Source organism: Escherichia sp. HH091_1A (assembly GCF_030295175.1).
In the GTDB taxonomy this organism is placed as follows: domain Bacteria; phylum Pseudomonadota; class Gammaproteobacteria; order Enterobacterales; family Enterobacteriaceae; genus Escherichia; species Escherichia coli_F.
The window spans coordinates 4,500,322-4,513,165 of record NZ_AP025747.1 but is presented as its reverse complement, the minus strand read 5'-3'; the positions used below and the strand labels follow the sequence as shown (position 1 = coordinate 4,513,165).

The window sequence follows — 12,844 nt, the reverse complement described above, 5'->3', positions numbered from 1 at the left end:
AATTGCATTGGGAAAATCGATAATAATTAATGGCACTATAGTCTTATTATTGAAATAAATGAAATATAGCGGTTGGCATTGAAATATTTATCATGCTATCCATTGATATTTCTAACAATGTCAAAATATGCAAAGTGTCATATTGCGAGGTTACTATGGTTAGTGTGACGAGTTATACATATCCAACGGAAACAGAGAATGATAATAGCCAGTTTCAGAGTCAAACTCAGAGCCAGGGCCTGAGCCAGAGTCTAAGAGATAGTATCGAGGGTAATATTGAAGCATTTGATGCGATGGCACAAAGTGGCCTGCTCGATAATTGTAGAACATTACCTAAAGATGCCACTTTTCGTGAAGTTTTCCGAAGTTTATTATTATACATTTTAGATTCTTTACATATCTATCGGCATGATATCAGTGGTAAATTGGTTTCTTATTTTCATGTTACGCCTGAATCAGCGAATGCGAATTATAAGACATGGATCGCTACCACAGGCATGGATAGCTATATAAAAATTGAGCAGACCGGCAGTGATAAGTTTAAAGTCACTGATGTGTATCGTGAGTCAAAAGGCAACAGTTTGAAAAAACAGAGTAGAGACAGAGATTTTAGTGGTCGAAATGTGAAAGAGTTTATAGGGTTATTATCAGAGCACGATGTATTTGAAAAGTATCAACTCTCAAAAGTAACAGTTGCTGCAAATGCTCTTAAGCTAGAAGTTGTTAATAATAATTCTGAAAATAAACGCAGTTTTGGAGTTACTGATGCTGAGCGCCAATTAAAAAAAGCGTTAAATGAACAAACTCAATTAACTCCAGATAAATTAATTCCAGATGATTGTAGTTATAAATCAGACATAAAAAAACTAGATGTTCGGGAGGGAGAGTTTAGTTCACTTCTTGCTGATGCATCAAGACACGTTGGAGAGGGTAGCTCAATTATTTCATGTTGTGGAGTTAAAATAAATAGCACAATCCATGAATTTCTGAGGGATAAAACCATGGCTTTGTCTGGTCATGGAGGTGTTAGAAAATATAAAGATTTCGAAAAACTTTTTAGTAAAATTGTATTTACGTCAGATGAATGTAATATTGTGAGAAACTCTCTACAGAACGATGGTGTTGAGAAAAAAACCAGAGAAGATATTATTTCTTGCCTCTCCAGTATTTCAGGAATAGGTAACCTGTATTATGCTTGTTCACAGGCATTTCCTGTCGCGCTTGATAGGGGGGATATTAATGCAATACAGGCAAACGATTCTGTTTCTGCCGGGCTTGATAATAACCCAGGGTTTTGTGCTTTGCTGGGAAAAACAAATTTGCTTGTTGCTGATTTTTCACAGCATACATTCACACAAACTCATTATATTGTAAAGGCCGAAATAAATGAAGTTGGTAACGATTTTAATATAGCTAATTTCATTTATCGAACATACGGTGAGGATTATATTCATAACGACTCAGTGGATGATTCTCTTAATGAGCGTTCCGCTGAAGATTATAGGTTTCTGGATGACTCTTTGTTACCTGAAAACGATTTCCGCAACAGGAGGAGAAATTTTTCAGGCAATATTGCAATTGCAACCTACAAATAATTCGCTTTTTCTCAATAACACGCACCAAACGCTTACCTTTCAGGTAAGCGTTTTGACGATAAGCCCAACATCATTAAGCCAATACATACCCCATATCCAACTTGAACAACATCGCGCTTATCGTTAAGGTATGCGCGTTTTTTATCCGCCAGGACCCAATCATGATCACCATTGCCCTTATAGACGATCACCTTATCGTCCGCTCCGGCTTTGCGCAGCTGCTGGGGCTGGAACCTGATTTGCAGGTAGTTGCCGAGTTTGGTTCGGGGCGCGAGGCACTGGCGGGGCTGCCGGGGCGCGGTGTGCAGGTGTGTATTTGCGATATCTCCATGCCCGATATCTCCGGTCTGGAGCTGCTAAGCCAGCTGCCGAAAGGTATGGCGACAATTATGCTCTCCGTTCACGACAGTCCGGCACTGGTTGAGCAGGCACTTAACGCGGGGGCGCGCGGCTTTCTCTCCAAACGCTGTAGCCCGGATGAACTGATTGCTGCGGTGCATACGGTTGCTACGGGGGGATGTTATTTGACACCGGATATTGCCATTAAACTGGCATCCGGTCGCCAGGACCCGCTGACCAAACGTGAACGCCAGGTGGCGGAAAAACTGGCGCAAGGAATGGCGGTGAAAGAGATTGCCGCCGAACTGGGCTTGTCGCCGAAAACGGTACACGTCCATCGCGCCAACCTGATGGAAAAACTGGGCGTCAGTAACGACGTGGAACTGGCGCGCCGCATGTTTGATGGCTGGTGATGAAGACGTTGTTCTCCCGCTTAATTACTGTTATTGCCTGCTTTTTTATCTTCTCTGCCGCGTGGTTTTGCCTGTGGAGTATCAGCCTGCATCTGGTTGAGCGCCCTGATATGGCGGTGCTGTTATTTCCGTTTGGTCTTCGACTTGGGCTAATGTTGCAATGCCCACGCGGATACTGGCCAGTGCTGCTGGGCGCGGAATGGCTGCTGATTTATTGGTTAATGCAGGCGGTTGGTTTAAGCCATTTCTCCTTATTGATGATCGGTAGTTTACTGACGTTACTGCCCGTGGCGCTGATCTCACGCTATCGCCATCAACGCGACTGGCGCACCCTGCTGTTACAGGGGGCAGCGCTGACGGCGGCGGCGTTGTTGCAGTCGTTGCCCTGGCTTTGGTACGGCAAAGAGTCGTGGAATGCGCTGCTGTTAACTTTAACTGGCGGCCTGACGCTGGCCCCGATATGTCTGGTGTTCTGGCACTATCTCGCCAATAACACCTGGCTGCCGCTCGGTCCGTCATTGGTTTCTCAACCGATCAACTGGCGCGGGCGGCATCTGGTCTGGTACTTGCTGCTGTTTGTTATCAGTCTCTGGCTCCAGTTGGGCTTGCCGGACGAACTGTCGCGCTTTACGCCATTCTGCCTGGCGCTGCCGATTATCGCGCTGGCCTGGCACTACGGCTGGCAAGGGGCGCTGATAGCGACATTGATGAACGCCATCGCGCTAATCGCCAGTCAAACCTGGCGTGACCATCCGGTCGATTTATTGCTCTCGCTGCTGGTGCAAAGTCTGACAGGGTTGTTACTGGGCGCTGGCATCCAGCGGTTGCGTGAACTTAACCAGTCGCTGCAAAAGGAACTGGCGCGCAATCAGCATCTGGCTGAACGTTTGCTGGAAACCGAAGAGAGTGTGCGTCGTGATGTGGCGCGTGAATTACACGATGATATCGGTCAGACCATCACCGCCATTCGTACGCAAGCGGGCATTGTCCAGCGGCTCGCGGCGGATAACGCCCGCGTGAAACAGAGCGGGCAGCTCATCGAACAGTTATCCCTGGGCGTTTACGACGCGGTGCGCCGCTTGTTAGGGCGGTTACGTCCGCGCCAGCTGGATGATCTCACTCTGGAGCAGGCCATCCGCTCACTGATGCGGGAAATGGAGCTGGAAGGGCGCGGTATTGTCAGCCATCTCGAATGGCGAATCGATGAATCAGCGTTAAGCGAAAACCAGCGCGTGACGCTGTTTCGCGTCTGCCAGGAAGGGTTGAACAACATTGTGAAACATGCCGATGCCAGTGCGGTCACGTTGCAAGGCTGGCAGCAGGACGAACGGTTGATGCTGGTGATTGAAGACGATGGTAGCGGTTTACCGCCGGGTTCCGGGCAACACGGTTTTGGCCTCACCGGAATGCGCGAGCGAGTAACGGCGCTGGGTGGCACCTTGACCATCTCCTGTTTGCACGGCACGCGTGTCAGTGTTTCTCTACCTCAACGTTATGTCTAAGGCTTGATGATGTTGCCGTTTCTGAAAGCGCCAGCTGACGCGCCGTTGATTAGCGATAAACAAGAAATTGATGCCCGTTACCGTTACTGGCGTCGCCATATTCTGCTGACCATCTGGCTGGGTTACGCACTGTTTTACTTTACGCGTAAAAGTTTTAACGCCGCCGTACCAGAAATTCTTGCCAACGGTGTGCTCAGCCGTAGCGATATCGGCCTGTTAGCAACTCTGTTTTACATTACCTACGGCGTGTCGAAGTTTGTCTCCGGCATTGTCAGCGACCGCTCAAATGCCCGGTATTTTATGGGGATTGGGCTTATCGCTACGGGCATTATCAACATTCTGTTTGGTTTCTCGACGTCGCTGTGGGCGTTTGCCATGCTATGGGGGCTGAACGCCTTTTTCCAGGGCTGGGGTTCACCGGTGTGTGCGCGTCTGTTAACCACCTGGTATTCACGTACTGAGCGCGGGGGTTGGTGGGCATTATGGAACACGGCGCATAACGTCGGCGGCGCACTCATTCCCATTGTGATGGCAGCGAGCGCGCTGCATTACGGCTGGCGTGCCGGGATGATGATTGCCGGTTGTATGGCGATAGTCGTGGGGATTATTCTCTGCTGGCGGCTGCGCGATCGCCCGCAGGCGTTAGGTTTACCAGCGGTCGGCGAATGGCGACACGACGCGCTGGAAATCGCTCAACAACAAGAAGGGGCAGGGCTGACACGTAAAGAGATCCTCACCAAATATGTGTTGCTGAATCCGTATATCTGGCTGCTTTCGTTTTGCTATGTGCTGGTCTATGTGGTCCGGGCGGCGATCAACGACTGGGGCAATTTGTATATGTCCGAGACGCTGGGCGTCGATCTGGTCACGGCGAATACGGCAGTGACAATGTTTGAACTGGGCGGATTTATCGGTGCGCTGGTAGCGGGTTGGGGCTCGGACAAACTCTTTAACGGCAACCGCGGGCCGATGAATTTAATTTTCGCCGCCGGGATTTTGCTGTCCGTCGGCTCGCTGTGGCTGATGCCATTTGCCAGCTACGTGATGCAGGCAAGCTGCTTCTTCACCATTGGTTTTTTTGTCTTTGGCCCGCAGATGTTAATCGGCATGGCGGCAGCAGAGTGTTCCCACAAGGAGGCGGCAGGGGCGGCAACGGGGTTTGTCGGCTTGTTTGCTTATCTGGGGGCGTCGCTTGCTGGTTGGCCGCTGGCGAAAGTACTCGATACCTGGCACTGGAGCGGTTTTTTTGTGGTTATCGCCATTGCCGCCGGGATTTCCGCACTGCTGTTACTGCCCTTTTTGAATGCCCAGACACCGCGCGAAGCGTGATGCATCTCACTTTTTCACTTCATATCCGGCAAAACTAAGAAATTTTCCAGGTTTTGCCTGGACGCTATCTCAGGCCTGATTTGCTGCTGATTTTTACAATGCATACCTCACGCAGGTATTCATTTCAGGAGTAACCCATGCTGGCTTTCTTAAACCAGGTTCGCAAGCCGACCCTGGATCTTCCGCTCGAAGTGCGGCGCAAAATGTGGTTCAAACCGTTCATGCAATCCTACCTGGTGGTCTTTATCGGCTACCTGACGATGTACCTGATTCGCAAGAACTTTAACATCGCGCAGAACGACATGATCTCGACCTACGGCTTGAGCATGACGCAGCTGGGGATGATCGGCCTGGGCTTCTCCATCACTTATGGTGTGGGTAAAACACTGGTTTCCTATTACGCCGACGGCAAAAACACCAAACAATTCCTGCCGTTCATGCTGATCTTGTCTGCCATTTGTATGTTGGGCTTCAGTGCCAGTATGGGCAGCGGCTCGGTTAGTCTGTTCCTGATGATTGCCTTCTACGCCTTAAGCGGCTTTTTCCAGAGTACCGGGGGATCGTGCAGTTACTCCACCATCACCAAATGGACGCCGCGTCGTAAGCGCGGGACGTTCCTCGGTTTCTGGAATATTTCTCACAATCTTGGCGGTGCGGGCGCGGCAGGTGTGGCGCTGTTCGGCGCAAATTACCTGTTTGACGGCCATGTCATCGGCATGTTTATTTTCCCGTCCATCATCGCGTTGATTGTCGGTTTTATCGGCCTTCGTTACGGCAGCGACTCCCCGGAATCTTATGGCCTCGGCAAAGCTGAAGAACTGTTCGGCGAAGAGATCAGCGAAGAGGACAAAGAGACAGAATCTACCGATATGACCAAGTGGCAGATCTTTGTTGAGTATGTGCTGAAAAACAAAGTGATCTGGCTGCTGTGCTTCGCCAACATTTTCCTCTATGTGGTGCGTATTGGTATCGACCAGTGGTCAACCGTGTATGCGTTCCAGGAACTGAAACTCTCTAAAGCGGTGGCGATTCAGGGCTTTACGCTGTTTGAAGCTGGTGCGCTGGTGGGTACGCTGTTGTGGGGCTGGCTCTCTGACCTGGCGAACGGTCGCCGTGGCCTGGTGGCCTGCATCGCGCTGGCGCTGATTATCGCCACGCTCGGTGTGTATCAACATGCCAGCAACGAATATATCTACCTGGCTTCTCTCTTTGCGTTGGGTTTCCTGGTCTTTGGCCCGCAATTGTTGATTGGTGTGGCTGCTGTTGGCTTTGTACCTAAAAAAGCCATTGGCGCTGCCGATGGTATTAAAGGCACCTTCGCTTACCTGATTGGCGACAGCTTTGCCAAGTTAGGTCTGGGGATGATTGCCGATGGTACGCCGGTATTCGGCCTTACCGGCTGGGCAGGCACCTTTGCTGCACTGGATATCGCCGCGATTGGTTGTATCTGCCTGATGGCGATAGTGGCGGTGATGGAAGAACGCAAAATCCGCCGCGAGAAAAAGATTCAGCAGTTGACAGTGGCATAAACGTAACTGGTGACTTTTGCCCGGCATGACGCCGGGCTTTTTTTATTATTCCGTGACTTCCAGCGTGGTGAAGGCAAACTTTTCACCATCAAACAGCCCCTGGCTGGTCAGTTTCAGTGCGGGGATAACTGGCAGGGAAAGAAACGCCATCTGAATAAACGGCTCATCCGGTAACGGACCACATTCACGGGCGGCAGCTTTCAATGCGTCAATTTGCTCCGCCAGCGACTGCGCCGTGTCGGTGCTCATCAGCCCGGCAATGGGCAATGGCAGATGGCTCTGTACCTGACCGTTACGTACTACGCATAGTCCGCCGCCATCCTGAATCACCTGATTGACCGCCAGCGCCATCTCTTCAGCACTACGACCGATCACCACAATATTATGGCTGTCATGGCTGACTGTCGCAGCCAGCGCGCCTTCATTCAGGCCAAAGCCGCCGAGCAAACCACAAGCCGGAGCCAGCCGTTGCCCGTAACGCTCAAGTACGGCAATAAAGCACACATCATCGCGATCAAAACCATTTTCGCTGTAGATGCTGGAGCGGGAGTGCGTAATCAATTCGTTATGGATGACGTCAATGACCCGATAGCGTTTTCCGGGTGTGAATTGCAGGGCAAAGTCGCTGGCAGAAACTGGCTGGCGGGCAATGGTATTGCCATACGGCGGAGCGGATTGTGCCAGTCTTGCCGACTCTTCCGCCTGTAAGGTTTGCGCGTCAATCGGTTCGCCTTTCACCAGTACCTGCTGCACCGTGACCTTACGTGCATCGCTCAACAGGACGATATCGGCCTGCTTGCCGGGTGCCAGTAAGCCGAGGTGATTCAGACCAAAATGGCGTGCCGTTGACCAGCTGGCGACGCGATAAGCCACATGCAGCGGTACATTGTGTTGTTCGATCAGGCGGCGAATTAAGGCATCGATATGCCCTTCATGGGCGATCTCCCACGGGTTACGGTCATCGGTGCAGAGCATACATTGCGGGCTGTTAAATTCGTTGAGCAACGGTGCCAGTGCGTTGAGATTGCGGGCAGCGGACCCTTCGCGGATCATCAACGACATGCCGAGTTGTAACTTCCGGCGACCTTCTTCCAGCAGATAACTTTCGTGGCAGTTTTCAATACCCGCAGCAATATAGGCATTAAGTTCTTTACCGCCCAAACCCGGGCAGTGACCGTCCAGCGTCAGGTGGCGAAATGCGTCCAGTTTATCGAGCAGCGCATTCTGTCCGCTAATTACGCCAGGGTAATCCATCATTTCAGCAAGGCCGGTAACCTGCGGATGGTCACGCCAGGCGAGCATCTGTTCAAGTGTAAAACTGGCACCGTTAACATCGCAGCCTTCCAGGGCAGGTACGCAAGAACTGACCTGCAAATACTGGTTTTGCCTTGCCTGTTCGGCACAGCGGGCAAACCAGGCGAATCCGGCTTCGCCCATCACGTTGACGATTTCATGGGGGTCGCAAATAACGGTCGTCAGGCCGCGCGGCAGGGTGGCGGTTTCAAAAGTAACCGGCGTCATCATGCTGGATTCAATATGCAGGTGAGCATCAATAAACCCTGGCACCGCCGTTGCGCCGCGTGCATCAATCCGCTGCAAAGCCGGAGCGTCAGCATATTCTGCGCCAACACCGGCAATGTAACGTCCTTTAATCACAATTGGCCCGGAAATTTCTCCGCCATTGATCAGATCGAGAATAGAGACATTATCAATAATATAATCGGCAACAGCGTCGCCACGGGAAACGGCTAACAATTCCTGGTATTCAACCCGGCTAATGTGATGAAATTTATGGTTAATGGAATTATTCATATTTTTCTCATTTTGATTTTATCAATTTGATTATTATTTATCATAAAGAAACGTCGCAAGATTATTAAAGAATATCCATTAATGTGCAATTGAAATGTGATAATTATCACTGAACCGTTGTTGTCATTTGTTTTACAAAAGCAAGGGATTAAATCTCCTCCAATGGACAAAAAAATGAATAATGACAATACCGATTACGTGAGTAATGAATCAGGGACGCTTTCGCGATTATTTAAACTACCTCAGCATGGGACCACCGTCCGCACAGAATTGATTGCGGGGATGACCACTTTTTTAACCATGGTGTACATCGTTTTTGTGAACCCGCAAATCCTCGGCGCGGCACAAATGGACCCGAAAGTGGTGTTTGTTACCACCTGTTTGATTGCCGGTATCGGCAGTATTGCGATGGGGATATTTGCTAACTTACCCGTGGCGCTGGCTCCGGCAATGGGGCTGAACGCCTTCTTTGCGTTCGTTGTCGTGGGGGCGATGGGCATCTCCTGGCAGACCGGGATGGGCGCAATATTCTGGGGCGCAATTGGGCTATTTTTGCTCACGCTGTTTCGCATCCGGTACTGGATGATCTCCAACATTCCATTAAGTTTACGTATTGGTATCACTAGCGGAATCGGATTATTTATCGCCTTAATGGGGTTAAAAAATACTGGTGTTATTGTCGCCAATAAAGACACCCTGGTGATGATTGGTGATTTAAGTTCTCACGGTGTGTTGTTAGGTATATTAGGGTTTTTTATTATAACCGTGTTGTCATCTCGTCATTTTCATGCCGCGGTGCTGGTCTCTATTGTGGTGACGTCTTGCTGTGGATTATTTTTCGGTGATGTTCATTTTAGCGGCGTCTATTCCATTCCGCCTGATATTAGCGGCGTCATTGGTGAAGTGGATTTGAGTGGCGCATTATCACTTGAACTCGCTGGTATCATTTTCTCCTTTATGCTGATCAACCTATTTGATTCATCAGGAACATTAATCGGTGTGACTGATAAAGCTGGCTTAATAGATAGTAACGGTAAATTCCCTAATATGAATAAGGCGCTGTATGTTGATAGCGTCAGTTCGGTGGCGGGCGCGTTTATCGGCACCTCGTCTGTTACCGCCTATATTGAAAGTACTTCTGGTGTGGCAGTTGGTGGTCGAACGGGGCTGACTGCGGTCGTGGTCGGCATTATGTTTCTGTTGGTTATGTTTTTCTCGCCGCTGGTGGCAATGGTCCCTCCTTACGCCACCGCCGGAGCGTTAATCTTTGTTGGCGTGCTGATGACCTCAAGCCTGGCGCGCGTTAACTGGGATGATTTTACCGAATCAGTACCTGCATTTATTACTACGGTGATGATGCCCTTTACTTTCTCGATCACCGAAGGGATTGCGCTTGGCTTTATGTCGTACTGCATCATGAAGGTGTGCACCGGGCGCTGGCGCGATCTGAACCTGTGTGTGGTGGTGGTTGCAACTCTGTTTGCTCTGAAGATTATTTTGGTGGATTAGTAACTGGCGAGGGTTTCCAGATATCATGAGTTCTGATTACGCAGGAGAACTCATGATCTGGATAATGCTCGCTACGCTGGCGGTGGTGTTTGTAATTGGTTTTCGGGTGCTGACATCCGGGGCCAGAAAGGCGATTCGCCGTCTCAGCGATCGGCTGAATATTGATGTCGTACCCGTGGAGTCGATGGTCGATCAAATGGGAAAGTCAGCCGGTGAGGAATTTTTACGTTATTTGCATCGCCCGGATGAGTCGCACCTGCAAAACGCCGCGCAGGTGTTGCTCATCTGGCAAATTGTCATTGTCGATGGAAGCGAACAGAACCTGCTGCAATGGCATCGGATTTTACAAAAAGCTCGCCTCGCCGCGCCGATTACCGATGCTCAGGTCAGGCTGGCGCTGGGTTTTCTGCGCGAAACCGAACCTGAAATGCAGGATATTAATGCTTTTCAGATGCGCTATAACGCATTCTTTCAGCCTGCTGAGGGCGTTCACTGGCTGCATTAAAATCGTTTCGTCTTATTAGCCTACAGACCGCGCCTGAGCTGGTGGGTGGATAAGGCGTGCACGCCGCATCCGGCATCGGAACTGACAGTAGGTGAACGCATTATCTACGTTCTATTTACAGCAGCACCTCCAGCCCGTGTTTTTGCACAATGCTGAGCAGTTTTAATGAAATGCCATTGGGGCGTTTAGCGCCACTTTCCCATTTTTGTACAGTTGAAACGCTGGTATTGAGATAGTGAGCGAAGACGGGCTGACTCACTTTTAATTTTTCCCGCAGTGCTTTTATCTCAACAGGTTGTAAGTCTTGCACGCTGGTCAGGCAGGCTTTGTCAAAAGTACGCATCGTTTCGGCAGAAATAGCATCGACGCTGGACAATCCAGCAGCTGCGCTGTGAATAGCCTCAAATGCAGGACTTTTAAATTTAGTTTTTGCAGTCATAGCAGATCTCTGTCAGTTCTTTAGTGTTAATCATTGCTGTTAGTTGGGCTTTCGTCAGGAAGGCATAATGCTTTGCAAGTTCACGAAACCCAGCCAGTTCCTGACTATTGATGTTCGACATATCCTGTTTTGCATATAAAAACGTGTAAAACCAATTGCTTCCCCCTTTTGCCAGAATAATTGCACGCTCACGATTTTGGTGAAGGCGCTTTTTAAAAACGCCACCACCAAGTGCATCAGCTTTACCTTGCTCCGTTTCTAAAATGGCCCGGCACAACTCTTCATCTGTTATTGCATGAGACCTGGCTTCCCTTGCAAACCATTTGGTTTTAAACACGCGCATATCGTTGAGGTCCTGTTATTAAAGTATATCACCAAGTGCAATACTTTATCCCTTATTCCTAACCCAATCGCGAAAATGCATATCAGCTTGCCCTATGATTTTTATTTCTTCGAGCAGCCTCGAACTTTTCCCACAACACCGTAAAAGTTGCAAAAACGTTAAATGTGTCACACATTTCAGTGTTAAAGTGGTCGGCTTTTCCGTTGAAACATGCCACGGGTAACACCATGAGTGAATTTATTGCCGAAAACCGCGGCGCGGATGCCATCATCCGACCGAACTGGTCCGCCGTTTTCTCGGTAGCGTTTTGCGTCGCCTGCCTGATTATCGTTGAGTTTTTGCCCGTCAGTTTGTTGACGCCAATGGCCCAGGATTTAGGTATTTCGGAAGGGGTTGCCGGGCAATCGGTGACCGTGACCGCCTTTGTGGCAATGTTTGCCAGTTTGTTTATTACCCAGACAATTCAGGCCACTGACCGCCGCTACGTTGTTATTTTGTTTGCCGTTTTGCTGACGCTCTCCTGCTTGCTGGTTTCCTTTGCCAACTCATTCAGTTTGCTTTTAATCGGTCGTGCCTGTCTGGGGTTGGCACTCGGCGGGTTCTGGGCGATGTCGGCGTCGCTGACCATGCGTCTGGTACCAGCGCGCACGGTGCCGAAGGCGCTGTCGGTGATTTTCGGCGCGGTTTCTATTGCGCTGGTGATAGCCGCACCGTTGGGTAGCTTTTTAGGTGAGCTTATCGGTTGGCGCAATGTCTTTAATGCGGCGGCGGTGATGGGCGTGCTGTGTATTATCTGGATTATCAAATCATTGCCTTCGCTGCCTGGCGAACCCTCGCATCAGAAGCAAAATACTTTCCGCTTATTACAGCGTCCGGGCGTGATGGCCGGGATGAGCGCCATCTTCATGTCTTTCGCCGGGCAGTTTGCTTTCTTCACGTATATTCGCCCGGTGTATATGAACCTGGCGGGATTCAGCGTGGATGGCTTAACGCTGGTGCTGTTGAGTTTTGGCATTGCCAGCTTTATCGGTACGTCGCTTTCGTCGTTCATTCTTAAACGTTCGGTAAAACAGGCCTTAGCAGGCGCGCCGTTAATACTGGCTGTGAGTGCGTTGGTGCTGACGTTGTGGGGAAGCGATAAAATCGTAGCTACCGGCGTGGCGATTATCTGGGGGCTAACTTTTGCATTGGTTCCTGTCGGCTGGTCAACGTGGATCACTCGCTCACTGGCCGATCAGGCAGAAAAAGCCGGGTCTATTCAGGTGGCGGTTATTCAGCTTGCTAATACCTGTGGCGCGGCAATCGGCGGTTATGCGCTGGATAATATTGGTCTGACTTCGCCGTTGATGTTGTCCGGCACATTGATGTTGCTGACGGCGTTATTGGTCACCGCAAAGGTGAAAATGAAGTAACGTATTTACAGGAGGGGTTACTGCTCTGGCGGGAAAGCTCTCCTGTTCTTCCCCTGATAACCATTGATCAGGCATTGTTCTTATCTTGTTGTTATTTCCATTCTTCTACCAGCATTC

The 12,844-nt window shown here is 49.9% G+C and carries 11 protein-coding genes; 8 read left to right on the top strand and 3 right to left on the bottom strand.

What is annotated here, in order from left to right; genetic code table 11:
* Positions 1-155: 155 nt before the first annotated feature.
* From QUF14_RS22495 to uhpT, 5 genes are all read left to right on the top strand, one after another.
* The gene (locus QUF14_RS22495; RefSeq protein WP_000255424.1) at positions 156-1,595 is read left to right on the top strand and encodes a hypothetical protein; all 1,440 of its coding nucleotides are present in this window, start codon (positions 156-158) and stop codon (positions 1,593-1,595) included.
* Positions 1,596-1,756: 161 nt separating this feature from the next.
* Positions 1,757-2,347: a response regulator transcription factor UhpA gene (gene uhpA, locus QUF14_RS22490; RefSeq protein WP_000628121.1), complete on the top strand. Its 591-nt coding sequence runs from the start codon at positions 1,757-1,759 to the stop codon at positions 2,345-2,347.
* A complete protein-coding gene (gene uhpB / locus QUF14_RS22485) occupies positions 2,347-3,849 on the top strand; it encodes a signal transduction histidine-protein kinase/phosphatase UhpB (RefSeq protein ID WP_001355057.1) in 1,503 nt (500 codons plus the stop codon). The genes uhpA and uhpB overlap by 1 nt, the downstream gene beginning before the upstream one ends.
* 9 nt (positions 3,850-3,858) lie before the next feature.
* The gene (gene uhpC, locus QUF14_RS22480) at positions 3,859-5,178 is read left to right on the top strand and encodes an MFS transporter family glucose-6-phosphate receptor UhpC (protein ID WP_024211947.1); all 1,320 of its coding nucleotides are present in this window, start codon (positions 3,859-3,861) and stop codon (positions 5,176-5,178) included.
* 137 nt (positions 5,179-5,315) lie between these two features.
* Positions 5,316-6,707, top strand: a complete 1,392-nt coding sequence (gene uhpT, locus QUF14_RS22475) for a hexose-6-phosphate:phosphate antiporter UhpT (protein ID WP_000879194.1) — start codon at positions 5,316-5,318, stop codon at positions 6,705-6,707.
* Between the two features lie 45 nt (positions 6,708-6,752).
* Here uhpT and adeD read toward each other — a convergent pair whose 3' ends face one another.
* The gene (gene adeD, locus QUF14_RS22470; RefSeq protein ID WP_001065736.1) at positions 6,753-8,519 is read right to left on the bottom strand and encodes an adenine deaminase; all 1,767 of its coding nucleotides are present in this window, start codon (positions 8,517-8,519) and stop codon (positions 6,753-6,755) included.
* 174 nt (positions 8,520-8,693) lie between these two features.
* On the opposite strand from adeD, the gene adeQ reads away from it, so the two are divergent.
* Together adeQ and QUF14_RS22460 are read left to right on the top strand one after the other, a co-directional pair.
* The gene (gene adeQ / locus QUF14_RS22465; RefSeq protein WP_024211946.1) at positions 8,694-10,028 is read left to right on the top strand and encodes an adenine permease AdeQ; all 1,335 of its coding nucleotides are present in this window, start codon (positions 8,694-8,696) and stop codon (positions 10,026-10,028) included.
* 52 nt (positions 10,029-10,080) lie between these two features.
* Positions 10,081-10,533 (top strand): DUF1198 domain-containing protein, encoded by a 453-nt coding sequence (locus QUF14_RS22460; RefSeq protein ID WP_001353562.1) that lies wholly within the window; start codon positions 10,081-10,083, stop codon positions 10,531-10,533.
* Between the two features lie 115 nt (positions 10,534-10,648).
* Here the strand turns inward: QUF14_RS22460 and QUF14_RS22455 are convergent, their stop codons facing one another.
* Both QUF14_RS22455 and QUF14_RS22450 read right to left on the bottom strand, forming a co-directional pair.
* A complete protein-coding gene (locus tag QUF14_RS22455) occupies positions 10,649-10,972 on the bottom strand; it encodes a helix-turn-helix domain-containing protein (protein WP_000125643.1) in 324 nt (107 codons plus the stop codon).
* Positions 10,956-11,309 (bottom strand): type II toxin-antitoxin system RelE/ParE family toxin, encoded by a 354-nt coding sequence (locus QUF14_RS22450; protein ID WP_001521686.1) that lies wholly within the window; start codon positions 11,307-11,309, stop codon positions 10,956-10,958. The genes QUF14_RS22455 and QUF14_RS22450 overlap by 17 nt, the downstream gene beginning before the upstream one ends.
* A 233-nt stretch (positions 11,310-11,542) precedes the next feature.
* Here QUF14_RS22450 and nepI point away from each other — a divergent pair, with 233 nt between their 5' ends.
* Positions 11,543-12,727: a purine ribonucleoside efflux pump NepI gene (gene nepI, locus QUF14_RS22445; protein ID WP_001288540.1), complete on the top strand. Its 1,185-nt coding sequence runs from the start codon at positions 11,543-11,545 to the stop codon at positions 12,725-12,727.
* The last annotated feature ends 117 nt before the right edge of the window (positions 12,728-12,844 follow it).